21 protein-coding genes are annotated in these 24,601 nt (G+C 73.3%); 8 read left to right on the top strand and 13 right to left on the bottom strand.

All coding sequences use genetic code 11. From position 1 onward, the window contains the following. Positions 1-113: 113 nt before the first annotated feature. Complete coding sequence (locus tag EV383_RS03640) at positions 114-1,478, top strand: dipeptidase (protein ID WP_130288601.1); 1,365 nt, start codon at positions 114-116, stop codon at positions 1,476-1,478. Positions 1,479-1,521: 43 nt separating this feature from the next. Here EV383_RS03640 and EV383_RS03635 read toward each other — a convergent pair whose 3' ends face one another. Continuing rightward, a complete protein-coding gene (locus EV383_RS03635) occupies positions 1,522-2,121 on the bottom strand; it encodes a L,D-transpeptidase (protein WP_242622873.1) in 600 nt (199 codons plus the stop codon). Between the two features lie 201 nt (positions 2,122-2,322). Here EV383_RS03635 and EV383_RS03630 point away from each other — a divergent pair, with 201 nt between their 5' ends. Further along, positions 2,323-3,153, top strand: coding sequence for an LLM class F420-dependent oxidoreductase (locus tag EV383_RS03630; protein WP_130288600.1), 831 nt, complete (start codon positions 2,323-2,325; stop codon positions 3,151-3,153). Between the two features lie 4 nt (positions 3,154-3,157). Here EV383_RS03630 and EV383_RS03625 read toward each other — a convergent pair whose 3' ends face one another. Further along, positions 3,158-3,982: an alpha/beta fold hydrolase gene (locus EV383_RS03625; RefSeq protein WP_130288599.1), complete on the bottom strand. Its 825-nt coding sequence runs from the start codon at positions 3,980-3,982 to the stop codon at positions 3,158-3,160. A gap of 86 nt (positions 3,983-4,068) precedes the next feature. Here EV383_RS03625 and EV383_RS03620 point away from each other — a divergent pair, with 86 nt between their 5' ends. From EV383_RS03620 to EV383_RS03610, 3 genes are read left to right on the top strand one after another with little or no spacing between them, the layout of a single operon-like run. After that, positions 4,069-4,266 carry a hypothetical protein gene (locus EV383_RS03620; RefSeq protein WP_130288598.1) on the top strand — a complete coding sequence of 66 codons (198 nt, stop codon included), beginning with the start codon at positions 4,069-4,071 and terminating at the stop codon, positions 4,264-4,266. 6 nt (positions 4,267-4,272) lie between these two features. Then, positions 4,273-5,136 (top strand): AfsR/SARP family transcriptional regulator, encoded by an 864-nt coding sequence (locus EV383_RS03615; protein ID WP_130288597.1) that lies wholly within the window; start codon positions 4,273-4,275, stop codon positions 5,134-5,136. A 19-nt stretch (positions 5,137-5,155) separates the two neighbouring features. Continuing rightward, on the top strand, positions 5,156-7,306 hold the full coding sequence (locus EV383_RS03610; RefSeq protein WP_130288596.1) for an ATP-binding protein: 2,151 nt from the start codon (positions 5,156-5,158) through the stop codon (positions 7,304-7,306). Positions 7,307-7,312: 6 nt separating this feature from the next. On the opposite strand, the gene EV383_RS03605 is transcribed toward EV383_RS03610, so the two are convergent. The 9 genes from EV383_RS03605 to metG form a co-directional block, all read right to left on the bottom strand. Continuing rightward, entirely contained in the window at positions 7,313-8,149 is an 837-nt protein-coding gene (locus EV383_RS03605; protein WP_130288595.1) for an ABC transporter permease, read from the bottom strand. Next, positions 8,146-9,138: an ATP-binding cassette domain-containing protein gene (locus tag EV383_RS03600; RefSeq protein ID WP_130288594.1), complete on the bottom strand. Its 993-nt coding sequence runs from the start codon at positions 9,136-9,138 to the stop codon at positions 8,146-8,148. The genes EV383_RS03605 and EV383_RS03600 overlap by 4 nt, the downstream gene beginning before the upstream one ends. A gap of 257 nt (positions 9,139-9,395) precedes the next feature. Then, the gene (locus EV383_RS03595; RefSeq protein WP_130288593.1) at positions 9,396-11,222 is read right to left on the bottom strand and encodes an ABC-F family ATP-binding cassette domain-containing protein; all 1,827 of its coding nucleotides are present in this window, start codon (positions 11,220-11,222) and stop codon (positions 9,396-9,398) included. Next, a complete protein-coding gene (locus EV383_RS03590) occupies positions 11,222-12,229 on the bottom strand; it encodes a 4-(cytidine 5'-diphospho)-2-C-methyl-D-erythritol kinase (RefSeq protein WP_130288592.1) in 1,008 nt (335 codons plus the stop codon). Before EV383_RS03590 ends, EV383_RS03595 begins: the two co-directional genes overlap by 1 nt. Positions 12,230-12,305: 76 nt before the next feature. Then, positions 12,306-13,826, bottom strand: a complete 1,521-nt coding sequence (locus tag EV383_RS03585; RefSeq protein WP_130288591.1) for a DHA2 family efflux MFS transporter permease subunit — start codon at positions 13,824-13,826, stop codon at positions 12,306-12,308. Between the two features lie 129 nt (positions 13,827-13,955). Then, positions 13,956-14,861 carry a 16S rRNA (adenine(1518)-N(6)/adenine(1519)-N(6))-dimethyltransferase RsmA gene (gene rsmA, locus EV383_RS03580; protein ID WP_242622872.1) on the bottom strand — a complete coding sequence of 302 codons (906 nt, stop codon included), beginning with the start codon at positions 14,859-14,861 and terminating at the stop codon, positions 13,956-13,958. Between the two features lie 55 nt (positions 14,862-14,916). Continuing rightward, a complete protein-coding gene (locus tag EV383_RS32570; protein ID WP_130288590.1) occupies positions 14,917-15,837 on the bottom strand; it encodes a resuscitation-promoting factor in 921 nt (306 codons plus the stop codon). A gap of 261 nt (positions 15,838-16,098) precedes the next feature. Then, positions 16,099-16,923, bottom strand: coding sequence for a TatD family hydrolase (locus EV383_RS03570; protein ID WP_130288589.1), 825 nt, complete (start codon positions 16,921-16,923; stop codon positions 16,099-16,101). Continuing rightward, entirely contained in the window at positions 16,920-18,710 is a 1,791-nt protein-coding gene (gene metG / locus EV383_RS03565; RefSeq protein ID WP_130288588.1) for a methionine--tRNA ligase, read from the bottom strand. Before metG ends, EV383_RS03570 begins: the two co-directional genes overlap by 4 nt. Positions 18,711-18,829: 119 nt before the next feature. On the opposite strand from metG, the gene EV383_RS03560 reads away from it, so the two are divergent. Beyond that, complete coding sequence (locus tag EV383_RS03560) at positions 18,830-19,402, top strand: TetR/AcrR family transcriptional regulator (RefSeq protein ID WP_130288587.1); 573 nt, start codon at positions 18,830-18,832, stop codon at positions 19,400-19,402. Positions 19,403-19,594: 192 nt separating this feature from the next. On the opposite strand, the gene EV383_RS03555 is transcribed toward EV383_RS03560, so the two are convergent. Both EV383_RS03555 and zwf read right to left on the bottom strand, forming a co-directional pair. Then, a complete protein-coding gene (locus EV383_RS03555; protein ID WP_130288586.1) occupies positions 19,595-21,406 on the bottom strand; it encodes a glycoside hydrolase family 15 protein in 1,812 nt (603 codons plus the stop codon). After that, on the bottom strand, positions 21,403-22,818 hold the full coding sequence (gene zwf / locus EV383_RS03550) for a glucose-6-phosphate dehydrogenase (protein ID WP_130288585.1): 1,416 nt from the start codon (positions 22,816-22,818) through the stop codon (positions 21,403-21,405). Before zwf ends, EV383_RS03555 begins: the two co-directional genes overlap by 4 nt. Positions 22,819-22,896: 78 nt before the next feature. Between zwf and EV383_RS03545 the strand changes: the two genes are divergently transcribed. Both EV383_RS03545 and EV383_RS03540 read left to right on the top strand, forming a co-directional pair. Beyond that, entirely contained in the window at positions 22,897-23,379 is a 483-nt protein-coding gene (locus EV383_RS03545; RefSeq protein WP_165438225.1) for a cation:proton antiporter regulatory subunit, read from the top strand. A gap of 3 nt (positions 23,380-23,382) precedes the next feature. Then, positions 23,383-24,567, top strand: coding sequence for a cation:proton antiporter (locus EV383_RS03540; protein WP_130288584.1), 1,185 nt, complete (start codon positions 23,383-23,385; stop codon positions 24,565-24,567). Positions 24,568-24,601 lie beyond the last annotated feature (34 nt).

Below are 24,601 nucleotides of genomic sequence, written 5' to 3'. Positions count from 1 at the left end.
CGCAGGTCACGCGGAACCGGCCGGAGCCGGACAGGCGGCGGGGCGCGCGGCGTCACCGCGCGGTCGTCGCGGCGCCGCGGTGCCGTCACCTCACGGGCGTAGCATCCGGCGACGTGTCGCAGCCACAGACGCCGCCCGCCCCGCCCGCCGCCCTCGCCGACGCCGTCACGCGCGTCCTGCCCGGGGCACGCACCGATCTCGAGTCCCTGGTGCGGATCCCCAGCATCTGGGCCGACCCGGCGCACGCCGAGGACACCCGGCGCAGCGCCGACGCCGTCGCCGAGCTGGCCCGGGCCGCCGGAGCGGAGTCGGTGCAGGTGCTCAGCGCGGCCGACGGCGCACCGGCCGTCGTCGCGCACTGGCCCGCCCCGCCCGGGACGCCGACGGTGATGCTCTACGCCCACCACGACGTGCAGCCCACCGGCGGCGACGAGAACTGGACGTCCGCGCCGTTCGAGCCGACCGAGCGCGACGGGCGCCTCTACGGCCGCGGCGCCGCCGACGACAAGGCCGGGGTGATGACCCACCTGGCCGCGATCCGCGCCTACGACGGGAAGCCCCCGGTCGGGGTCACGCTGTTCATCGAGGGCGAGGAGGAGTCCGGCTCGCCGACCCTGACCGCCCTGCTCGCCGAGCACCACGAGCTGCTCGCCGCGGACGTCATCGTGATCGCCGACGCCGGGAACCCGTCGGTCGACGTCCCGGCGCTGACCACGACGCTGCGCGGTCTGGTCGACGTCGTGGTCGAGGTGTCGATGCTGAAGAGCCCGGTGCACTCCGGGGTCTACGGCGGCCCGGTGGGCGACGCGCTCACCGCCCTGTGCCGCACCCTGGCCTCGCTGCACGACGACAAGGGCGAGGTCGCCGTACCCGGCCTGACCACCGCCGTCTCCGACGCACCGGACTTCGAGGAGTCGACGTTCCGCTCCGACGTCGGGTTGCTCGACGGCGTCGAGCTGATCGGCACCGGGACGATCCCGGAGCGGATCACGCACAAGCCGGCGATCGCCGTGCTGGGCATCGACGCGCCGCGGGTCGAGGAGTCCTCGAACGTCCTGCTGCCGCGCGCCCGCGCGATGGTCAGCATGCGGCTCGCCCCCGGCGAGGACGCGAAGACCGCCCAGCGGGCGCTCTGCGAGCACCTCGAGGCCCACGTGCCGTGGGGCGCGCACGTCACGACGTCCTCCGGTGCCGGAATCGCCGAGCCGTTCAGCCTGGAGGCGACCGGTCCGGTCTACGACGCCGCCCGCCAGGCGTTCTCCTCGGCCTACGGCTCGTCGGCGGTCGAGATGGGCATCGGCGGCTCGATCCCGTTCATCGCCGAGTTCGCGCGCACGTTCCCGGGTGCGGCGGTGCTGGTCACCGGCGTCGGCGACCCGGCCAGCCGCTGGCACGGGATCGACGAGAGCCTGCACCTGGGCATGTTCGGCAAGGGCGTGCTCGGCGAGGCACTGCTGCTGCAGCGCCTGGCCGAGTAGGCCCCGGTGCCCGGCCGGGCGGTCGCCGGCCGGGCGGGCGGGTTCAGCTCACGACCTGGACGGAGTCGCCCGGGCCGAGCTCGGAGAAGAAGCGCTGCGCCGAGGCGCGGGACAGGTGCAGGCAGCCGGCCGATCGGGTGGACAGGCTGCCCTGGTGGAACGCGATGCCGGGCATGAAGAACACCGAGTACGGCATGGGCGCGTCGAACTGGCGCGAGTGGTAGTCGCGGACCTTGTTCGACACCGAGAACGTGCCGACCGGGGTCGGCTCGCCGCGCCGGCCGCCGAGCACGGACACCGGGCCGTAGACGATCCGTCCGGCGCCGTTCGTCAGCCACGCCTTCTTCGCCGAGAGGTCCACGCAGGCCCGTGCCGTCACCCGGCACGGCGGCCGGACCTTGGCCAGCGCCGCGGACGCGCCCTGCGTCGCCGCCGTGGCCGGGGTGGCGGCACTGCGGGCCACCAGCGAGGGCACCGCGGCCGCCGGACGGGCGGCCGGAGTGGCCCCGGCGGGCGCGGGGAGCGGCGCCGCGGCGGGCGTCGCGGGAGCGGACGCCGAGGCCGCGGCCGTCGCGCCGGTGAGCACCCCCACCGCGAGCATCACGAGCACGACGGTCAGGACGACCGGACGACGGAGCGACATGGTGGGCCCCCGGGTTTCTGAAGGGGTGATCAGGAGTTCCGGGACTGTATGCCCGCCAGAGGGTTCCATGACCGCTCGTGACCACACTGCAACGGCTTCGCGGCCGTCGTGATCTCGTTCCCGGGTCGTCGCCCGCCGTCGTCGTCGAGGCTCCCACCCGGGCGGGGTATGGCGAGGTCACCGCTTGGGTACCCCGTCGTCGTGAAGTTCGGAGTAGCGACGTTCGTGACCGATGAAGGCATTCGACCGGCCCCCCTGGCCAGGGCTCTGGAGGCGCGCGGGTTCGACTCGGTGTTCCTCGCTGAGCACTCGCACATCCCGGCCAGCCGGGAGTCGCCGTACCCGGGCGGCGGGGACCTGCCCGAGAAGTACTACCGCACGCTGGACCCGTTCCTGACGCTCGCCGAGATGGGCGCGGTCACCGAGAACCTGCTTCTCGGGACCGGCATCGTGCTGCTCCCGCAGCGCGACGTCATCCACACGGCGAAGGAGGTCGCCAGCCTCGACCTCATGTCGAACGGCCGGGTGCAGTTCGGCGTCGGCGCCGGGTGGAACCGCGAGGAGATGCGCGACCACGGCGTGGACCCGAAGAAGCGCGGCGCGCTGATGACCGAGCAGCTCGGGGCGCTCAAGGAGCTGTGGACGAAGGACGAGGCCGAGTTCCACGGCGACCACGTGAACTTCGACGCGACGTTCGCCTGGCCGAAGCCGGTGCAGGACCCGCACCCGCCGATCTACCTCGGCGGGGAGAGCGAGGCCGCGCTGAACCGCCTGGCCACGCACGGCGACGCCTGGCTCCCGCGGGCCCACACCTCGGTCGAGGAGATCAACCGGGTCCGTTCCTGGCTCGCCGACCAGGGCCGCACCGACGTGCCGTTCACCGTCTTCGGGCTGGGCACCGACCTCGACCCGATCAAGGCCTACGCCGACGCCGGCGTCGACCGTGTGACGTTCATGCTGGAGACCCTGCCCGAGGACGACACGCTGACCGCCCTCGACGAGCTGGCCGAGGTCGCCGCGAAGGCGGTCTGATCCGTCAGGCCACCTCCCGCTCCGCGAGCCACCGCAACAACGACGCGGTGAGCGCCTCCGGGGCGTCGAGCTGGATCAGGTGCCCCGCCCCGGGCACCAGGTCCAGCCCGGCCCCGGGGATCGCGGCGGCCAGCCGGTGCGCCCGGTCGGCCGGGATCCACGTGTCGTCCTCACCCCAGATCACCCGCACCGGCACGTCCAGCTCGCCGTAGCGGGGCTCGATCTCGTCGGTGAACCGCTCGTCGGCCTGGGCGATCTGGCGGTAGAACGCCGCCTGCCCGGCGGGTCCGGTCCAGGGCTCCACGAGCATCCGTTCCGCCGCGGCGGGCAGGCCCTGCGCACTCGCGCCGCGGACGTACGCCGCCACCAGCGCCTCGTGCAGCGGCGGCGGCAGCGCCGCGAACACACCGGCGTTCTCCCGCACCAGCCGGAAGAAGTCCGAGCCCCACGGCGCCAGCGCGACGACGTCGACCAGGGCCAGCGAGGCGTAGCGGGCGCCGTGCAGCAGGTGTGCCCGCAGCGCCACCGCCCCGCCGTAGTCGTGTGCGACGACGTGCGGCGACGGGAGTTCCCAGTGCTGCAGCAGCGCGGCCAGCAGCCGGCCCTGGGTGCCGAGCGAGACGTCCGCGCCGTCGTCCATCGAGGACCGCCCGTAGCCGGGCATGTCCCACAGGTACACCTCGTACCCACTGCTCAGCGCCGTCGCGATCGGCGCCCACAGCCGCGACGACCACGGCGTCCCGTGGCAGAACACGACGGGCGGCCCGTGCCCGCCACGCGTCCACCGCACGCGGTGTCCCTCCCACACGAACTCGCGGTCCGGTTCCACAGTGCACACGGTGCCACGGGGCACCGACAGTCCTGCGCGGGCGAATCCGGTCGGTCCGCACCTCGCGACGGTGCAAGACTGGCGCGGTGCAGATCGGGGTCCTCGGTGCGGTGACGGCGCACCGGACCGACGCCGACCCCACCGAGCTGGCCCCGGCCGGGCTGCGGCTGCGCGGCCTGCTCGCCCGGCTCGCCCTCGACGCCGGACACCCCGTCGGCACGTCGGCCCTGGTGGACGCCCTGTGGGGACAGCAGCCGCCGGACACCGCCGGCAACGCCCTGTAGTCGCTCGTGTCGCGTCTGCGCCGGGCGCTGGGCCCGGACCTGGTCACGACCGCACCCGGCGGCTACCGCCTCGACGTCGCCCCGGACCGAGTCGACGCGTTGCGCTTCGCGACCCTGCGCCGCGCCGCGACCGACGAGCCCGACCCGCGACGGGCCTGCGAGCTGCTGCGCGACGCGCTGGCGCTCTGGCGCGGCCCCGCGCTCGCCGACGTGCGGGACCTGCCCTTCGCCGAGCCCGCCGCGGCCCGCCTGGCCGGGATCCGCGCCGACGTCGTCGAGTCGCTGGCCGCGCGGGGGCGCGAGGCCGGCGACCCCACGGCCGGGCTCGACGCGCTGTCCGCCCTGCTCGACGAGCAGCCGTTGCGGGAGAGCACCGCCGTCGCGCTGGCCCGGGGCCTGCTGGCCGGGGGACGCCAGGCCGACGCCCTCGACGTGCTCGACCGCACCCGTGACGCGCTGGCCGAGTCGCTCGGGATGGACCCCGGCCCGGAGCTGGCCCGGACCCGGATGGCCGTCCTGCGCGGGGAGTACGAGGTGGCCCCGCGTCAGCGCGTGACCGCCGGGTCGAACGGCGCCGCCGCCCCTCCCGCCGCAACCCCCTCCCTGCCCGTCGGACCGACCGGGGCCGGGACGAACGGCACCCGCACCCCCGCGGCACCGCCGGCCGGGACCCGGCGCGGCCGGGCCCCCGCCCTGACCACGTTCGTCGGACGCGACGCCGACGTCGCGCGTGTGCGCGCGCTGCTCACCACCTCCCGGCTGGTCACCGTGACCGGCCCGGGCGGGGCCGGGAAGACCCGCCTGAGCGGAGGTCACGGCGACGACGACCGGCACCGTCGCGGTCGTCGAGCTGGCCCCGCTGACCGGTGACGAGCAGCTGCCGTCGGCGGTGCTGCACGCCGTCGGCGGCCCCGAGATGGTGCTGCGGTCGGGCACCGACGCGATCGACCCGGCCGAGCGGCTGCACGCGGCGGTGGCCGGGCGGGACCTGCTGCTGGTCCTGGACAACTGCGAGCATCTCGTCGGCGCGGTCGCGGACCTGGTGGCGACGCTGCTGCAGGCGTCGGCGGGGCTGCGGGTGCTGGCGACGAGCCGGGAGCCGCTGGGGATCACCGGTGAGGTGCTGCACCCGCTGGGGGCGCTACCGGCCGTCGACGCCGCGCGGTTGTTCGTCGACCGGGCCGCCGCGGTCCGTCCCGGGTTCGACGGCACGGGCGACGACGCCGGCGTCGTCGCCGAGATCTGCCGCCGCCTGGACGGGCAGCCGCTGCCGATCGAGCTGGCCGCCGCCCGCGTCCGCACCCTGAGCCCGCGCGAGATCGCGGCGCGGCTCGACGACCGGTTCCGGCTGCTCACCACCGGTTCCCGGACCGCGCTGCCGCGGCACCAGACGCTGCGCGCCGTCGTCGACTGGAGCTGGGACCTGCTGACCGCCCCGGAGCGACGGCTGGTCTCCCGGATGGGTGTGTTCGCCGGCCCGGTCGCGCTCGACGTGCTGGAGACGGTCTGCGGCACCCCCACCGACGACACCGTCGACCTGCTCGCCGTGCTGGTGGACAAGTCGCTCGTGCTCGCCTCCCCGGACCCCGACGGCGGTCCGACCCGCTACCTGATGCTCGAGACGATCCGCGAGTACGCCGCGGCCCGGCTCGGCGAGTCCGGCGAGCGGGAGACGGTCACCGAGGCGCACGCACGGTGGGCGCTGGACCTCGTCGAACGGTCCGAGCCGCTGCTGCGCACCCGCCGCCAGCTCGACGCCCTGGGGGCGGTCCGCCGCGCCGAGGGTGAGATCACCCTGGCCCTGCGCCGCGCCGTCGCCACACGGGACGTGACGCTCGCGCACCGGCTGCTGGCCGGGATGTCGTGGAGCTGGATGATCCGCGGCGCGCTGAGCTCGGCCGAGCGCTGGGCCGGCGAGGTGTGGGCCCTGCCGGACCCGGGACCCGGGCCGTCGTCCGCGGTGAACCGCACGTTCCGGGCCCTGCTGCGCGCCGCGCAGGGCGACACCACCGGCGCGTCGGCCGACCTGGACGAGCTGACGGCGACGCTGGCGGACCTGCCGCGTCCGTGGCACCCGGCGGTCACGCTGGCCGAGCCGCTCCGGCGGGCGTTCACCGGCTCCGACGACACCGGGCTCACCGCGATCGTGGAAGCCCCGCCGAGCGCGAGCGACGAGGACCGCTGGCTGCAGGGCGCCGCCGCGCAGATGGTCGCGACCGCCGCCGAGAACGAGGGCGACCTCGACACCCAGCGTCGGATGCTGCGGGTCGCGCACGCCCGCTTCACCGAGACCGGTGACCGGTTCGGGCTCGGGATGAGCGTGTCCTCCCTCGGCGAGCTGGAGGACCTGGCCGGGGAGTCCGACGCCGCGCGGGCCGCTTTCGCCGAGGCCGTGGACCTGGCCACCGAGCTGGGCAACGTCGACGACGCGCCGCAGTTCCGGATGCGCCTGGCCTCCCTGGCCGCGCGCACCGGGGACATCGCCACCGCGCGCGCCGAGATCGTCCGGGCGCAGGCCGAGGCCGCGGGCCGCGAGGGGAACTGGTTCGCCTATCTCGACGCCGCACGCGCCGACATCGAGCGTCGCGGCGGTGACCTCGCGCTGGCCCGCACTCTGCTCGACGCCGCCGAGGCCGAGGTGCCCTTCGGCCCGGCCCCGGGCGCCCCGCAGCGGGAGGCGAGCATGCTCGCGATCCGGGCCTCGATCGAGCTGGACGGGGGACGTCTCGACGCCGCACGCGACCTGCTCGACCGGGCCGCGGTACCGGCCGTGGCCAGCGGGGACGGCCCGGTCGTCGGCCGGGTCGCGGAGATCTCGGCCCGCTGGGCGCTCGCGGCCGGGGACCCGGAACGGGCCGGTGAGCTGCTCGGGGTGGCCATCGTCCGCCGCGGCACCCTCGACCACGGCGACCCCGAGACCGTCGCCGTCCTGGACGGGGTGCGTGCCGCGTTGGGCGAGGACGGTGCGGACGCGGCGACGGCCCGGGGGCGGTCGCTCCCCCGCGACCGTCCCCCTGGCCCCTCCCCGACCGGCACCTGACCGGCCTCAGGTCCGGCGCCGGTACAGGACCACCGCGAGCGGGGCGAAGACCGCCACGATCACACCCGCCACGAGCAGCGACGCCGTCGCCGGGCCGGCCACGGGTCCACCGTTGAGCAGGCCACGCACGGCGTCCGCGGTCAGCGACACCGGGTTGACCGAGGCGAAGCCCCGCAGCCACCCGGGCATCGTCTCCGTCGAGACGAACACCGAGCTGGCGAACGTGATCGGCAGCATGATCAGAGCGCTGAGGCCCTGCACCGACCGCGGCTCGCGCACCACCATCGCCAGCGCCGTGAAGATCCAGCACAGGGCGAACGCGAACGCGATGACCAGGCCGAACACCGCCAGGATGGCCAGCGGTGACGCGTCGGTGCGGAACCCGAGCAGGACGCCGAACGCCAGCATGATCACGCCGGAGGTCAGGTAGCGGACCAGGTCGGCACCGATCGCGCCGAGCAGCGGGGCTCCGCGCGAGATCGGCAGGCTACGGAACCGGTCGAAGATCCCGGTCTTGAGGTCCTCGGCCAGACCGACACCGGTACCGGCGGAGGCGAACACGACGGTCTGCAGCAGCACCCCGGGCAGGGCGAACTGCAGGTAGGAGGCACTGTCCCCGGCGATCGCGCCGCCGAAGACGTACACGAACAGCAACAGGAAGATGATCGGCTGCAGCGTGACGTCGATCAGTGCCTCGGGCGAGTGCACGGTCTTGACGATGCCGCGCCGGGCCAGGGTGGCCCCGTGGCGAAGGATCGACGGGACGCGGGGCGTGGACGGTCCCGCGTCGAGGGTGGGCGGTCCGGGCGGCGTGGCCGGCCGGGTCTCGAGGGTGGTGCTCATGCTGCGGACTCCTCGTGGGTGTCGCCGGCGGACTCGGCCGCGCGGCCGGTGAGGGTGAGGAAGACGTCGTCGAGGCTCGGCAGGCGCACCCCGATCTCGGCGACGGTGATGCCGGCCCGGTCGAGCCGGTCGCCGGCCCGGTACAGCAGGGCCTGTTCGGCGGCCGGGGCGGTGATCTCGCCGGACGGGTCCACCGACGGCGCGGTGCCGGTCAGCTCGGCGACGATGGCGGTGGCCGCGGTGATGTCTCCCGTCTCGGACGGGCGCACGTGCAGACGGCTGCCGCCGACACGGGCCTTGAGCGTCGACGCCGTCCCGGAGGCGATCACCTTGCCGGAGTCGAGCACGACCAGGTCGTTGGCGAGCTGGTCGGCCTCCTCCAGGTACTGCGTGGTGAGCAGCACGGTGACGCCGTCCTCGGCCAGCTCCCGGACCGACTCCCACACCTCGTTGCGGTGCCGCGGGTCCAGGCCGGTCGTCGGCTCGTCGAGGAACAGCACGTCGGGGCGCCCGATCAGGCTGGCGGCCAGGTCGAGGCGACGGCGCATGCCGCCGGAGTAGGTGCGGACCCGGCGCTTCGCCGCGTCGCGCAGCCCGAACCGGTCGATCAGCTCGTCGGCGCGGGCGCGGGCGGTGCGCCGCGGCAGGTCGAGCAGCCGGGCGATCAGCACCAGGTTGTCGACGCCGGTCAGCGCCTCGTCGACGGCGGCGTACTGGCCGGTGAGGCCGATCCGCCTGCGGACCGCGCCCGGGTCGGTGGCGACGTCATGACCGAGCACGGTGGCCAGGCCGGAGTCGGCGCGCAGCAGGGTGGACAGCACCCGGACGGTCGTCGTCTTGCCGGAGCCGTTCGGGCCGAGCAGCCCGAGCACGGACCCGCGGCGGGCGGTGAACGAGACGCCGTCCAGGGCGCGGACGTCGCCGTAGATCTTGGTCAGGCCGTCGACCTCGATGATCGTGTCGTCACGGCCCACGGTGAAGGAGTTCATGACGGGAACTCTTGTCCCGGGCGCTGTCACGGCCCTGACCGCGCGCTGACACGGCCCGCACCGGACGCGGAAACGGGTGACCGGGTTCGCCGCCACCCCCCGTCACCGGCGGCGAACCCGTCACCCCCGTGCGACGACGCTCCCCAGCCCGTCGCACTTCCACGACGGTAGACCGCGCCGGCCCCGCACCGGATCGGTCGAATTACTGATGTTCCCTACGACTTCCGTCTTAGGCCCCGCCGCCTGACGACCAGAACTCAGCTCTCCGCGCGCTCGGCGGCGTCGAGCCACTCCAGCTCGATGGTCTCGCGCTCGGCGACGAGGTCCTTGAGCTCACGGCCGAGCTCCTGCAGCCGGGTCGGGTCGGTGGCCGCCTCGGCGAGCTGCGCGTGCAGCTTCTCCTCCTTGGCCGTGAGCGTCGTCATCCGCCGTTCCAGCCGGGAGGCCTCCTTGCGGGCCGCGCGCTGCTCGGCCGCGCTCGACGCCGAGCCCCGGCCGGCCGCCGTGGCCGTCGCGGCCGTGGAGCCCGCGTTCGCCGTCGGGTCCGAGGCCATCGACAGGCTGCCGCCGGTGACCCCGGCCGCGGCCCGCCGCGACATGTACTCCTCGATCCCGCCGGGCAGGTGCGTGATCCGCCCGTCGCCGAACAGGGCGACGACCGTGTCGCAGACCCGCTCGGTGAGGTACCGGTCGTGGCTGACCACGATCAGCGTGCCGGGCCAGCCGTCGAGCAGGTCCTCGAGGTTGGCCAGGGTGTCGACGTCCAGGTCGTTCGTCGGCTCGTCGAGGAGCAGGACGTTGGGCTCGTCCATCAGCAGCCGCGTCAGCTGCAGCCGGCGGCGCTCGCCACCGGAGAGCTGCCCGACCGGCGTCCACTGCCGTGCGGCCGGGAACCCGAGCCGCTCCAGCACCGACGACGCCGTCATCTCCTGCTTGCCGAACCGCACGTACTTGGCGACGGCCTCGGTCGCCTCCAGCACACGCATGTTCTTGGGCAGGTCGACGAGCTCCTGGGTGAGCTGCGCGAGCTTGACCGTGCTGCCCTGGACCCGGCGCCCGGAGTCGAGCTCCCGCTCCCCGGTCAGGGACCGCAGCAGGGTCGTCTTGCCGGAGCCGTTGACCCCGACGATGCCGACCCGGTCGCCCGGCCCGAGACGCCACGTGACGTCGTCGAGCAGGGTGCGGCCGCCGACCCGCACGGTCGCGTCCTCCAGCTCGAGCACGGTGCGCCCGAGCCGGTTCGTCGCGAAGCCCAGCAGCTCGACGGTGTTGCGCGGCGGCGGGACGTCGGCGATCAGCGCCTCGGCCGCCTCGATCCGGTACCGCGGCTTGGACGTGCGCGCGGGCGGGCCGCGGCGCAGCCAGGCCAGCTCCTTGCGCGCCATGTTCTGCCGGCGTGCCTCGGCGGCGTCGGCCTGACGGCTGCGCTCGGCACGGGCGTAGACCCAGTCCGCGTAGCCGCCCAGGTAGCTCTCCACCGCTCCGCCCGCGACCTCCCAGGTCCGCGTGCAGACGGTGTCGAGAAACCAGCGGTCGTGCGTGACGACGACGGTCGCACAGCGCCGCTCGGTGAGGTGCCGGGCCAGCCAGCTGATGCCCTCGACGTCGAGGTGGTTCGTCGGCTCGTCGAGGATCACCAGATCCAGCTCGCCGACCAAGGCACTGGCCAGGGCGATCCGGCGCTTCTCGCCGCCGGAGAGGCCCTCGGTGGGGCGCTCCAGGTCGGCGATGCCGAGGCCGTCGAGCACGTCGCGCACGCGGGCGTCGGCGGCCCACTCGTGGTCGGCGTCGTAGCCGGCGAGCACGACGTCGCGGATCCGGGACCCGGCCGGGAACGTGTCGCGCTGGGCCAGGTGCGCCATCCGCAGGCCGTTGACGCGGCTGACCCGGCCCGCCTCCGGTGCGCGCTCCCCGGTCAGGACGTCGAGCAGGGTCGACTTGCCGCCGCCGTTGAGGCCGACGACGCCGATCCGCTCGCCGCGGTCCACCCCGAGGGAGACGGCGTCGAGCAGCACCCGCGAGGCGTCACCGGGCACGTGCGCGGTGACCGACTCGAGGTTGAGCAGGTTCGTCCGGGCGGCCATCAGGCACGCACCGGGGGCCAGGCGCCGGAACCGTCGGCGCCACCGCGCCCGGACGGCGGTGAGCCGGGTGGGGGCGAGCCGGGCGGCGGTTCGGAGTCGTCGACGACGCGGGCGCCGCCGACCGGGCCCTGCGCGACGCGCACGGTCCGGCACACGCCGGCGCCGGCCAGCTCGGCGGCCACCTCGACGGTGGCGTCGGCGTCGGCGCAGAGGAACGCGCACGTCGGGCCGGAGCCGGACACCAGCCCGGCGAGTGCGCCCGCGTTCACCCCGGCGCGCAGCGTGCGGCGCAGGTCCGGGGCCATCGACACGGCGGCGGCCTGCAGGTCGTTGCCCAGGTTCAGCGCGAGCTGGCGCGGGTCTCCCCCGGCCAGCGCCTCGAGCACCGGCTCGACCGGACGCTCGACGGGCTCGGTGTCGCCGCGCAGCCGGTCCAGCTCGCCGAACACGGCCGGGGTGGACAGCCCGCCGCGGGCCAGCGCGATCACCCAGTGCAGGCGGTGCCGGGCCAGGACGGGGATGACCTGCTCGCCGCGCCCGGTGCCCAGCGCGGTGCCGCCGTGCAGGGCGAACGTGACATCGGAGCCGAGCTCGGCGGCCATCACGGACAGCTCCTCCCTGGACAGCTCCATGCGCCACAGGTTCGACAGCGCGACGAGTGCTCCGGCGGCGTCGGCGGACCCGCCGGCCATGCCGCCGGCGACCGGGATCCCCTTGCGCAGCACGACCCGGACGTCCGGTTCGCGGCCGGCCCGGGCGGCGAGCATCTCGACCGCGCGCCAGGCCAGGTTCGTGGCGTCGATCGGGACCTCGGCCACGCTGTCGCCGTGCACCTCGAGGGTGGGCGCCTCCGCGTGCTCGACCGAGACCTCGTCGAACAGGCTCACCGCGTGGAACACGGTGACCAGATCGTGGTAGCCGTCCTCACGGACCCCGCCGACGGCGAGATGGAGGTTGATCTTCGCGGGGACCCGGACGGTCACCGGACGTGGAACGGCGGACAGCACCGCTCAACCCTACGGGCAGCCCCGCCACCGACGCCGAGCACGGCCCGTCAACGGTGGGGCGGGTCACCGCGAGGGGTCATTCCGCGACGGCGGCGGTCTCCCGCCGGTCGGGCTCGCGGCGTGCGAGGAGGTGGCGTGGGGTGGCGAAGAAGACCACGGCCGCGAACCCGATCACCAGCACCGCGGCCGGCAGCAGCAGGGCCTGGGCCATCGCCGCGGCGAACGCGTCCCGGGCGGCGGGAGGCAGGGCGCCCCCCGTGCCCGGCTCCAGCGACCCGCCGGTGGTGCCCGCGGGCATCAGCGCCGCGAGCCGCGACTCCATCGCCACCGCGATCGCGGCGCTGCCGAGCACCGCCCCGATCTGGCGGGTGGTGTTGTAGACCCCGGAGCCGCCACCGGCCTGGTCCATCGGCAGGTTGCGGGTGGCACTGGTGCTGATCGGCGCCCACACGCAGGAGTTGGACACGCCGATCAGCGCGATCGGCAGCAGCAGGTGCCAGACCGGCGCGTCGGCCGTCATCGCCCAGGAGAGCCAGAACAGTCCGATCACGAACGTGCTCATCCCGAACCCGGCGATCCAGCGCGGGTGCACCCGGTCGGTGAGCCGCCCGGTGAACGGGGCCAGCGCGCCGGAGAGGATCGCCAGCGGCGCCAGCAGCAGCGCGGACTGGGTCGGGGTCATGCCGCGGACGGTCTGCGCGTAGAGGATCAGCGGGAAGCCCTGCGAGGTCACGGCGAACCCGACGGTGGTGATCGCGACGTTGGCCAGGCTGAAGTTGCGGTCCCGGAAGAGCGTCAGCGAGATCAGCGGCTCGCCGGGGTTGCGGGCCTGCCAGTAGACGAACCCGGCGAGCACGAGGAGCCCGGCGACGATCAGCGACCAGACCGAGATCGGTCCGGTGATCGTCCCCCAGTCGTAGCGCTGCCCCTCCTGGATGCCGAAGACCAGCAGGAACAGGCCCACCGCGGACAGCGCGACCCCGAGCAGGTCGAAGCTGCGGATCTTCGTCTCGAGAGCGGGCACCAGGCGCCAGGCCGCGACGAAGGCGACTACACCGACCGGGACGTTGACGATGAAGATCCATTCCCAGCCGAGCGAGTCGACCAGGACGCCGCCCAGGATCGGCCCGACCAGCGTCGCGACGCCGGCCACGGCACCCCAGAGGCTCATCGCGCGTCCGCGCTGGGCGGCCGGGAACGTCCGGGTGATCACGGCCATCGTCTGCGGCGTCATCATCGACGCGCCGAGGCCCTGCACGACCCGGGCCACGATCAGCATGCCGACGGTGTCGGTCAGCCCGCACCACAGCGACGCGAGCGTGAACACGGCCAGGCCCACGAGGTAGACCTGCTTGGGCCCGTACCGGTCGCCGAGCCGGCCGGTGATCAGCAGCGGGACGGCGAACGCGAGCAGGTAGGCGCTCGTCACCCAGATCACCGAGTTGACGTCGGCCTGCAGCGAGGACAGCAGCGCCGGCGTCGCGACGGTGACGATGGTGGCGTCGACCAGGATCATGAAGAACCCGATGACCAGCGCCCACAGCGCCGGCCAGGGGCTCGTCCCGTCCGCGCTGACCACCCGGGACCTCTCGGCCATCTCTCGTCCTCCTCGTCGGACCACCGGCGGTGCCGGTGCGGCGGATCCATCGTGCGCGCTGCGCGCGCGTCCCGCGCCCCGCCCTGCACCTCGGTGTCGATCGAGGCGTCGTGACGGCCGGTCGCGGGCTCAGGCCGGGCGGGCGGCGGCGATCGCCGCGAACCCGGCGATGTCGACGCGCTCGGCGCGGGTCATCGGGTCGATCCCCGCACTGCGCAGGGCGGTCTCGGCGGCCGCGGCGGACCCGGCCCAGCCGGCCAGCCCGGACCGCAGCGCCTTGCGGCGCTGCGCGAACGCGGCCTCGACGACGGCGAACACCTCCGCCTTCGGCACGTCCGACGGCGCCTCGCGGCGGGTGAACGCCAGCAGCCCGGAGTCGACGCCGGGGACCGGCCAGAACACCGCGCGCGGCACCGGTCCGGCCCGGCGGGCCGAGGCGTACCAGGCGAGCTTCGCGCTCGGCGCCCCGTACTCGCGCGACCCGGGCGGCGCGGCCATCCGGTCGGCCACCTCGGCCTGCACCATGACCAGCCCGGTGCGCAGGCCCGGCAGCTCGGCGAGCAGGTGCAGCAGCACCGGGACGGCGACGTTGTAGGGCAGGTTCGCGACGATCGCGGTGGGTCCGGCCGCCGGATCGTCGGCGGTGACGCCGAGCTGTTCGGCGGTGACCCGCAGCGCGTCCGCGGTGGTGATCCGCAGACGGTCGACCAGGGCCGGGGCGCGGTCGGCGACGGTGCCGGCGAGCGCACCGGAGAGCACCGGGTCGATCTCGACGGCGTGCACCCGCGCGGCGACGGGCAGCAGCGCCAGCGTCAGCGACCCGAGCCCGGGGCCGACCTCGAGCACCTCGTCGGTGTCGTCGACGCCGGCGGTGCGCACGATGCGGCGCACCGTGTTCGGATCGTGCACGAAGTTCTGGCCGAGCTTCTTGGTCGGCCGCAGGCCGAGCCGTTCGGCGAGCGCGCGGACCTCGACCGGGCCGAGCAACCGGGACTCCGGGTCGCCGGGTCCCGACGGGTGAGGTGCTGCGTTCACCCGTCCATCCTGGTCCGTCGTCCCGCCGCGGCCGCGAGCGGCCCCGGGCCGGCGGTCAGCTCAGGCCGAGCTTGGACGAGCAGGCCGGCCAGGCGCTGTAGCCGCCGCGGTCGTCCTTGACCTTGTTGGCGACCGCGATCTGCTCCTCGCGGCTGGCCTGGTCGGGCCGCGGCGCGAACTCGTCGCCGCCGTAGGCGTTCCAGGTCTGCGTGTCGAACTGCAGGCCGCCGTAGTAGCCGTTGCCCGAGTTGGTGGACCAGTCGCCGCCGGCCTCGCACTTGGACAGCTTGTCCCACACGGCACCGCCGGAGACGGCCGGAGCCGCCTTCTTGCCGGCGTCGTCGCCCGCCTCGGACGCCGGGGCGTCCTTCTTCTTCGTGCCGACCTTGACGACCTTCGGCTTGGCCGGGGTCGTCGCGCCGGCGCCGATGCGCTCGCGCGAGACCTCCTTGCCGCCGGCGTAGTTGACACGCCAGATCGTGCTGCGGGCACCCTCGGCACCCGGGTCGACGACGGTCTTCGTGCCCTCGGGCAGCGAGTCGTCCTCGACGACCTTCTCCGGGGCGGGCATCTTCTGCAGCTCGACGATCTGCTGGCCGTTCATCGGCGAGGCCGCCGCGGACTGCAGCGTGCCGGTGGCCGACGACGACACCGGGACGATGCTCATCGCGGCCTGGGGGGCGGCTGCGGCGAGCGGGGTCGAGCTGGCGGCCAGGTCGGCCTTCAGCGACGCGGTCTGCTCGGCGCCGGGGAGCTCCGGGGAGAGCACCGCGGCGGCGAGACCGCCGGTGGGCAGGGAGAACAGGGCGGCGGCCACGGCGGTCTTCCGCCCGGTGCGCGGGCGCTCCAGGCTGCGGTGCCGGCCGGTGTTCTCGAGTCCCGCCGGAGCGCCGCCCTGGGGGAAGGGGGTGGCGCCACCGTGCTGCCCGAAGGCATCGCGGGACGTACGACCAGTGCGCACGACGTGCTCGACCATGACATCCCGACGACTCGTCTGTCCGGGCAGGGGAGGAATATCGCAGCGACGACGACCGGTGCCTTGTGCTGGGGAGCGGACCGGTACGTCGTCGCCGCGAGAGCTGGGGAGCGTTCCCCACCCCGGCGGGTTCGAGGGCGAACGTTAGCCCACCGTGACCCGCGGGTTTGAGCCGCGACACGTTTCGCTCGGCGAGCGGACGATCTCCGACGACGAGCGTGAACTACCCACCGATCGGCGCAGTCCGGGTCGTCGAGCGGCTCAGGACAGGCCGAAAACCCGTTCGGCGTTGCGCTCGGTCACCTCGGCGACCCGTTCGGCCGAGTCGCCACGAACGGCCGCGATGCCCCGGACGGTCCACGGCAGGCAGTACGGCTCGTTCGCCCGTCCGCGGTGCGGGTGCGGCGTCAGGAACGGCGCGTCGGTCTCGACGAGGTACTGCGCGTCCGGGACGAGCCCGGCCGCCTCGCGCAGATCGGCCGCGTTCTTGAACGTGACCGGTCCGGCGAACGAGAGCACGTAGCCGGCGTCGGCGCACTCGCGCGCCATCGCGGCGTCGCCGGAGAAGCAGTGGAACACCACCGTCTCCGGCGGGCCCTCCTCGCGCAGGATGCGCAGCACGTCGGCGTGCGCCTCCCGGTCGTGGATCATCAGCGGCTTGCCGGTGCGCTTGGCCAGATCGATGTGCCAGCGGAAGCTCTCCTGCTGCTTCTCCGGCGGGCTGTGGTCCCAGTGGTAGTCGAGCCCGGTCTCCCCGACCGCCACCACCCGCGGGTCGCCCGCGAGCGCCTCGATCTCGGCGAACTCCTCCGCCGTGACGGCGGCGGTGCGCGTCGGGTGCAGCGCGACGGCGGCGAACACCCGGTCGTCCCAGTGCGCGGCCTGCACCGCCCACCGGGCCGACGCCAGGTCGTCGGCGATCGTGACCGCACGCGTCACACCCACCGCCTGCGCCCGGTCCATCGCCGCCGTGACGTCGTCCGCGGACTCGCACCCGCACGCGTCGAGGTGCGTGTGCGCGTCCACGGTCGTGGCGCCCAGCGGCTCCGGCGGCTCCGGACGTTCCCGGCGCCCGTGTGCGCTCACGAGGAGATCGGGGCCCACTCGGGACCGGTCTCGCCGAGCTTCGGGTCGAGCTTGCCGAAGATCGGGCTCGGCTTGGCCAGCGGGCGTCCGACCTCGATCGGCGTGGACTCCCAGCGGGCGGCCTCGCCGGCGTAGTCGCCGGTGAGCACCGGGTAGGACGGCCCGTCGCCGAGGTCGTCGACCTCCTGCAGCTGCGGCTGCGCGGCCCACACCCCGGTGTTGCCGAGTGCCTCGTGCACCTTCTGCGCGGCGTGCGGCAGGAACGGGGTGAGCAGCGTGTTCGCGTCCTGCACGACCTGCAGCGCGGTGTGCAGGATCGTGTCCCGGCGCTCCGGGTCGTCCTTGCGCTTCCACGGCTCCTGGTCGGAGAGGTACTTGTTCGCCGAGCCGATCACCCGCATCGCCTCGCCCAGCGCCTGCTTGAACCGGTTGCGTCCGAGCAGCTCGCCGACGGTGTCGAATCCGGCTCTCGACGTCGCCAGCATCGCCGCGTCGTCGTCGGTCGGGGCGGTCGGCGTCGGGATCGCACCGACGTTCTTGTGCGCCAGCGAGATCGACCGGTTGACGAGGTTGCCCCACTCGTTGGCCAGCTCGAAGTTCGTGCGGCGGACGAACTCGTCCCAGGTGAAGTCGGTGTCCTGGTTCTCCGGGCCGGCCGCCGAGATGAAGTAGCGCAGCGCGTCCGGGCCGAACTCGCGCAGGAAGTCTCCGACGTAGATCACGGTGCCGCGGGAGGTGGAGAACTTCGACCCGCTCATCGTCAGGTACTCCGAGGAGACGACCTCGCTGGGCAGGTTCAGCGTGCCGAACGGGCCGGGCTCCCCCCCGCGGTCGCCCGCGCCGTTCTGGCCGAGCAGGATCGACGGCCACATCACCGAGTGGAACGTGATGTTGTCCTTGCCCATGAAGTAGTAGGCCTGCGCGGCCGGGTCGGTCCACCAGGCCTTCCAGGCGTCCGGGTCCGGCGTGCGCCGCGCCCACTCGACCGACGCCGAGAGGTAGCCGATCACTGCATCGAACCAGACGTAGATCTTCTTCATCGACTGTTCGTTCCAGCCGTCCAGCGGCACCGGAACGCCCCAGTCGAGGTCACGCGTGATCGCCCGCGGCTTGAGGTTCTCGGCCAGGTTCGCGGAGAACCGCAGCACGTTCGGACGCCAGTCGGTGCGGGTGGACAGCCAGCTGCCCAGTGACTCGGAGAAGGCCGGCAGATCCAGGAAGAAGTGCTCGGTCTCGACGAACTTCGGCACCTCGCCGTTGATCTTCGAGCGGGGGTTCTTCAGGTCCGCCGGGTCCAGCTGGTTGCCGCAGTTGTCGCACTGGTCGCCGCGCGCGCCGTCGTAGCCGCAGATCGGGCAGGTGCCCTCGACGTAGCGGTCGGGCAGCGTGCGCCCGGTCGACGGGCTGATCGCGCCCATCTGCGTCTTCGGGACGACGTACCCGTTCTTGTACAGCGCCAGGAACATCTGCTGCACGACCTCGTAGTGGTTCGAGGTCGTGGTGCGGGTGAACAGGTCGTAGGACAGCCCGAGACCCTGCAGGTCCTGGGTGATCACGCCGTTGTACTTGTCCGCGAGCTGGCGCGGGGTGAGCCCCTCGGCGTCGGCCTGCACCTGGATCGGCGTGCCGTGCTCGTCGGTCCCGGAGACCATCAGCACCCGGTCCCCCGACATCCGCCGGTAGCGGGAGAAGACGTCGGAGGGCACACCGAAGCCGGATACGTGGCCGATGTGCCGTGGGCCGTTGGCGTAGGGCCACGCCACGGCGGTCAACACGGCAGAACTCATAGTCACCAGCGTATTGGCCGGGGGGAAGGCGATTGCGGGCGGTGCTGGGCGCCCGCCGTCACACCCACCCGGCACCGGGTCCACAGGACCCTCACAGCGACGACTGCCATCATCGAGGTGTGGACACACAGACCCGGGAGCGGGCTCGCACGGCGTTGCTCGACGCCGGCCTGCAGCTCTGGGCCGACGGTGGCTGGCCGGCCGTCACGCTCGCCCGGGCGGGCGCCGCGTCCGGGGTCCCCGTCGACGAGTTCGACGACGAGTTCCCCACCGACATCGACCTGACCTGCGGGATCTTCGACGAGATCATCGACGAGCGGAGCTCCGCGATGATCACCGCGATCGGTGACGCCGCACCCTCGATGGCTCAACGGCTGCGTGCCTGCCTGACGGCGATGGTCGACGACGTCGGCGCCGACCATCGCCGGGCCGTCGTGCTCTCCGAGCCGGTCGGCTGCCCGGAGCTGATCGCCCGCCGGCGCAGCGCGAACCGCGGGTTCGCCGGGATGGTCGCCAGCCACAACGTCGAGACCCGCGCCGAGCCCGAGGACCTGGTCGCGGCCGGGCACTTCTGCCTGGGCGGTCTCGGTGAGCTGGTCTTCGCGTGGCTGGACCCGGCGAGCCCCGTCGACCGGGACCTGGTGATCGACCACGGCGTCCGCCTGTTCGAGGCCTGCGTCCGGATCAAGTAGGCCTGCATCCGGGCCACATGGGGCCTTTCTCCGGACCACGTGGGGCAGAATGCGAGAACGGCCCGGCCGCGAGGCGACCGAGCCGTTCTCCACCCGAACTGACGCGCCGCTCCCACCACGAAGCGACGTGCTTAGGTTAGCCTGGCCTTCATCGCGAGCGCAAGGCCCGACGTCGGCCGGATCTCACGGGGGTCATCCGAGGGCGCGGTCGAGGTTGATCGCGGAGCTGATCAGGGACAGGTGCGTGAACGCCTGCGGGAAGTTGCCGAGCTGGTCGCCGGTCAGGCCGATCTCCTCGGCGTAGAGGCCCAGGTGGTTGCCGTAGGAGAACATCTTCTCCAGGGCGATCCGTGCGTGCTCCAGGCGTCCGGCGCGGGTCATCGCCTCCACGTTCCAGAACGAGCACATGGAGAACGTGCCCTCGCCGCCGTCGAGGCCGTCCGGGGAGTCCTCCACGTCGTAGCGGAACACCAGCGTGTCCACGACGAGGTCGGCGTTGATCGCGTCCAGGGTGGCCAGGAACCGCGGCTCGGTCGGCGAGCAGAACTTGACCATGGGCATGAGCAGCACCGACGCGTCGAGCGTGGTCGCGCCGTAGCGCTGCACGAACGACCCGACCTCGGGGTCCCAACCCCGTTCCATGATCTGGTCGTAGATCTCGTCGCGGCTCGTCGTCCAGGCCGCGACGTCGCCGGGCAGGCCGCGCTGGCGCGCCATCCGGATCATGCGTTCGATCGCGACCCAGCACATCAGCCGGGAGAACACGTGGTCCTGACGGCCGGCGCGCGTCTCCCAGATGCCCTCGTCGGGCTGGTCCCAGTTCTCGCGGACCCAGTCGACGATCACGGTCAGGTTCTGCCAGTCGTCGTGTGAGATCCCCGAGCCGTACTTGTTGTAGAGGTAGACCGAGTCGACGATCTCGCCGTAGATGTCGAGCTGCAGCTGGTCCGACGCGCCGTTGCCGCACAGCACCGGCCGCGACCCGCGATAGCCGTCGAGGTGGTCGAGCTCGACCTCGGCGGGGGTCTCGTCGCCGTCGATCGTGTACATGACGCGGAGCGGGCCCTGCTTGCCGTCGCCGGGACTCTCGAAGCGCTTCGTCATCCACGCGATGAACGCCCCGGCCTCCTCGGTGAACCCGAGCCGCAGCAGCGCGTACAACGTGAACGCCGCGTCGCGCATCCAGACGTAGCGGTAGTCCCAGTTCCGCTCGCCGCCGAGCTGCTCGGGCAGCGCCATCGTCGGTGACGCGATGACGGCCCCGGTCGGCTCGTGCGTGAGCATCTTCAGGGTCAGCGCGGAGCGGTGCACGCGTTCGCGCCAGCGCCCCTCGTACGTGGACCGCGACAGCCACCGCTGCCAGAACGCCACGGTTCCCTCGAACAGCTCCTCGGCCGCGGGCAGGTCGATCGTGTCCGCGTGCCCGGACCGGTCCCCCACCTCGAGCACGAACACCTCGGAGTCACCCTCGGCGAGGGTGAACTCGGCACCCGCCTGCGCGTCACCGGCCTCCAGCGTGACGGTGGAGACCAGGTCCAGGGCGACCGAGCCGCCGGTGAACCGCACCCCGCCGTCGGTGACCTCGACGTCCGGGCGCTCGCGGGCGTAGTCGGTGCGCGGGGCGATCTCGACGGCCATCCCGACCTCGCCGCGCACGCTCGTCACACGGCGGACCAGGCGCTGGCGGTGCCCCTCGTCGTGCGGGCGCAGGATCACCATGAAGTCCTGCACCTCGACGATGCCGTGGTCGGTGAGGAAACGCGTGATCAGGATGTTGGAGTCGGGGTAGTAGAACTGGTGCCGGGTCGCGACGTCGGACGTCGGCGCCAGTGACCAGTGACCGCCCTTCTCGGCGTCGAGCAGCGAGGCGAACACGCTGGGCGAGTCGAAGCGCGGGGCGCAGAACCAGTCGACGGTGCCGTTCGTGCCGACCAGGGCCGCCGAGCGCAGGTCGCCGATGATCCCGTGCTCGGCGATCGGGAGGTAACCGCCGGTGCCGGTCACTGGTCCTCCGGCACGCGCCAGCCGCGCTCACCGGGCAGGTCGAGTGCGGCCTGCGGACCCCACGAACCCTTCTCGTAGGTCTGCACCGGCGGCGGGTCGGCCAGCACCGGGTCGCACAGCTCCCAGAGCCGCTCCACCTCCTTCGTCGAGGTGAACAGCGTCGGGTCGCCCTTCATCACGTCGAGCAGCAGCCGCTCGTAGGCCTCCAGCGGCTCGGCGTCGGGGAACGAGTCGTGCAGGTCCAGGCACATCCGCCCGCGCCCGATCTTCATGTCCGGGCCGGGGACCTTCGCGCGGACGTCGAGCTCGGCGGTGGGGTCGTCGGAGAGCTCCAGCACCAGCTCCGACGGCGGGCCGGTGAGGCCACCGCCGTCGGGGAACATCTCCATCGCGGGCTCGGCGAACCCGATCGTCACGGTGCGCCGGGTGGCGCCCATCGACTTGCCGGTGCGCAGGTAGAACGGCACGCCGAACCAGCGCCAGTTGTCGACGTAGGTCTCGATCGCGACGAACGTCTCGACGTCGGAGTCGTCGGCGACGCCGTCCTCGTCGCGGTAGCCGTCGTACTGCCCGAACACCACCCGCGACGGGTCCAGCGCGCGGACCGAGCGGAACACCTTCTCCTTCTCCTCGTGCAGCTGCGCCGGGGTGATCTGCACCGGCGGCTCCAGGGCGACGAAGCCGAGGATCTGGAACAGGTGGGTGGAGATCATGTCCCGGAACGTGCCGGTGGACTCCATGAACGACGCCCGGCCCTCGATGCCGATCGACTCGGGCACGTCGATCTGCACGTAGCGGATGTTCTGCCGGTTCCAGATCGGCTCCAGCAGCCCGTTCGCGAACCGCAGGGCCAGGATGTTCTGCACCGACTCCTTGCCCAGGAAGTGGTCGATCCGGAAGATGTCCTGCTCCCGGTAGACCTCCTTGAGCCCGGCGTTGAGCTCCTTCGCCGACTCCAGGTCGGTGCCGAACGGCTTCTCCATCACCAGCCGCGACCGCTCGGCGATCCCGGTCTCGCCGAGCATGGTGACCATGCCGAGCATCGCGGTGGGCGGCACCGAGAGGTAGACGAGCCGGCGGGCGCCCTCGCCCAGCTCCTCCTCCGCGGCGCCGACGGCCTCGGCGAGGTCCTTGCCGTCCTCGGCGGAGGAGACGGTGAAGCTCAGCCGCGGGGCGAAATCGTCCCAGCCGCTGATGTCCTCGTCGTCCTGGAGAGCGTCGTGGATCTGCCGGCGGAACTCGTCGTCGGTACCCGGCGAGTGCCGCCCGGACCCGATCACCCGGAACTCCTCCGGCAGCAGGCCCGCGTTCTGCAGGTGCAGCAGGCCGGGGAACAGCTTGCGGCGGGCGAGGTCGCCGGTCGCGCCGAACAGGACGATGACGTGCGGGGGCAGCTGAGACTCCGGCTCCATATCGCGCGGCTTACCCGTTCCCGGGATCACGGAACCGCTCTGCCACCCGACGTCACATCGAGGGTTACCGTTGCATGTGTGAACGTCGACGTGACGCCCCTGCCGGGCATCGGAGTCCGCAAGGAGTTCCTGATGCGCAACGGCCGGCGCATCGGTGTCATCTCCCACCGCGACGGGCAGATCGAGCTGATCCTGTCCAAGGCCGACGACCCGGACGCGTGCGTCGCCGAGCTGCCGCTGACCACCGAGGAGGCGGCCGCGCTGGCCAACCTCCTGGGCGCGCCGCAGCTGGTCGCGCAGCTCAACGACGAGCACAAGGACCTGCCCGGCATCCACACCAAGCAGCTGCCGGTGAAGCACAACAGCCCGTTCGACGGGCGCACGCTGGGCGACACCGCCCTGCGCACCCGGACACAGGTGTCCGTGGTGGCTGTGATGCGGGCCGGACAGGCGCATCCCTCCCCCACCCCGGACTTCACGCTGACGGCAGGGGATCTGCTGGTCACGGTGGGGACCGCGGAGGGGCTGGAGAACGCCGCCAAGATCCTCGTCCACGGCTGACGCGTGGACCACACCGCACTCGAACTGATCGAGCTCGGCGCCGTCTTCTTCGGCCTGGGTCTGCTCGGACGCCTCGCCGGGAAGATCGGGCTCTCGCCGATCCCGCTCTACCTGATCGGCGGTCTCGCCTTCGGCTCCGGCGGGATCCTGCCGCTCGGGGACATCGGCGAGTTCACGTCGCTGGCCGGCGAGGTCGGCGTCGTTCTCCTGTTGTTGCTGCTCGGGCTGGAGTACTCGGCCGCCGAGCTGATCACCGGGCTGAAACGGTCGTGGACGTCCGGGATCCTGGACGCGGTGCTCAACGCCGCGCCGGGCGTCGCGGTCGCGCTGATCCTGGGCTGGGGCCCGGTCGGGGCGATGGTGCTCGGCGGCGTCACCTACATCTCCTCGTCCGGCATCGTCGCGAAGGTCCTCTCCGACCTGGGCCGCCTCGGTAACCGGGAGACGCCGGTGGTGCTGTCGATCCTGGTCTTCGAGGACCTGGTGATGGCGCTCTACCTGCCGATCCTCACCGCGCTGCTGGTCGGGGTGACGTTCTTCGGCGGGCTGGCGGCGGTCGGCATCTCGGTCGCGGTGATCTCGGTGGTGCTGCTGGTCGCGCTGCGCTACGGCCGCTTCGTCTCGGCGATCGTCGACTCCGAGGACCGCGAGGTGTTCCTGCTCAAGGTGCTCGGCGCGGCGTTGCTGGTCGCCGGGTTCGCCTCGGCGCTGCAGGTCTCGGCCGCGGTCGGGGCGTTCCTGCTCGGCATCGCGATCTCCGGGTCCACCGCGGAGAACGCGACGAAGCTGCTCGAGCCGCTGCGCGACCTGTTCGCCGCCGTGTTCTTCGTGGTGTTCGGGCTCAACACCGACCCGCGGGCGATCCCGCCGGTGATCGGCTGGGCGGTCGTGCTCGTCGTGTCGACGACGCTGACCAAGCTCGCGACGGGCTGGTGGGCCGCGCGTCAGGCCGGTATCGGGAACCTGGGCCGGGCCCGGGCCGGGGCGGCGCTCGTCGCCCGCGGGGAGTTCTCGATCGTCATCGCGGGGCTGGCCGTCAGCTACGCCGCGGTGCCCGACGAGCTCTCCGCCCTGGCCACGGCCTACGTCCTGCTGATGGCCGTCGTCGGCCCGATCGCCGCCCGCGTCGTGGAACCGGTGACCCGGGCCGTCCTCCGCCGCCCGGCCACCACCCCCGCCACGACCTGACGCCCGGCCCGCCGCACCCCGGCCGCTCACGGAG

It is taken from the genome of Pseudonocardia sediminis (genome assembly GCF_004217185.1).
Taxonomy (GTDB): Bacteria; Actinomycetota; Actinomycetes; order Mycobacteriales; family Pseudonocardiaceae; genus Pseudonocardia; species Pseudonocardia sediminis.
The sequence above is the reverse complement of the archived record's forward strand: the minus strand, read 5'-3'. Positions and strand labels throughout refer to the sequence as shown.

Coding starts and splice junctions, on each gene's coding strand:
- EV383_RS03635 (WP_242622873.1), bottom strand. CDS start 2,121: ATGTCGCTCCGTCGTCCGGTCGTCCTGACCGTCGTGCTCGTGATGCTC.
- EV383_RS03605 (WP_130288595.1), bottom strand. CDS start 8,149: ATGAGCACCACCCTCGAGACCCGGCCGGCCACGCCGCCCGGACCGCCC.
- EV383_RS03600 (WP_130288594.1), bottom strand. CDS start 9,138: ATGAACTCCTTCACCGTGGGCCGTGACGACACGATCATCGAGGTCGAC.
- EV383_RS03595 (WP_130288593.1), bottom strand. CDS start 11,222: ATGGCCGCCCGGACGAACCTGCTCAACCTCGAGTCGGTCACCGCGCAC.
- EV383_RS03585 (WP_130288591.1), bottom strand. CDS start 13,826: ATGGCCGAGAGGTCCCGGGTGGTCAGCGCGGACGGGACGAGCCCCTGG.
- EV383_RS32570 (WP_130288590.1), bottom strand. CDS start 15,837: ATGGTCGAGCACGTCGTGCGCACTGGTCGTACGTCCCGCGATGCCTTC.
- metG (WP_130288588.1), bottom strand. CDS start 18,710: ATGAGTTCTGCCGTGTTGACCGCCGTGGCGTGGCCCTACGCCAACGGC.
- zwf (WP_130288585.1), bottom strand. CDS start 22,818: ATGGAGCCGGAGTCTCAGCTGCCCCCGCACGTCATCGTCCTGTTCGGC.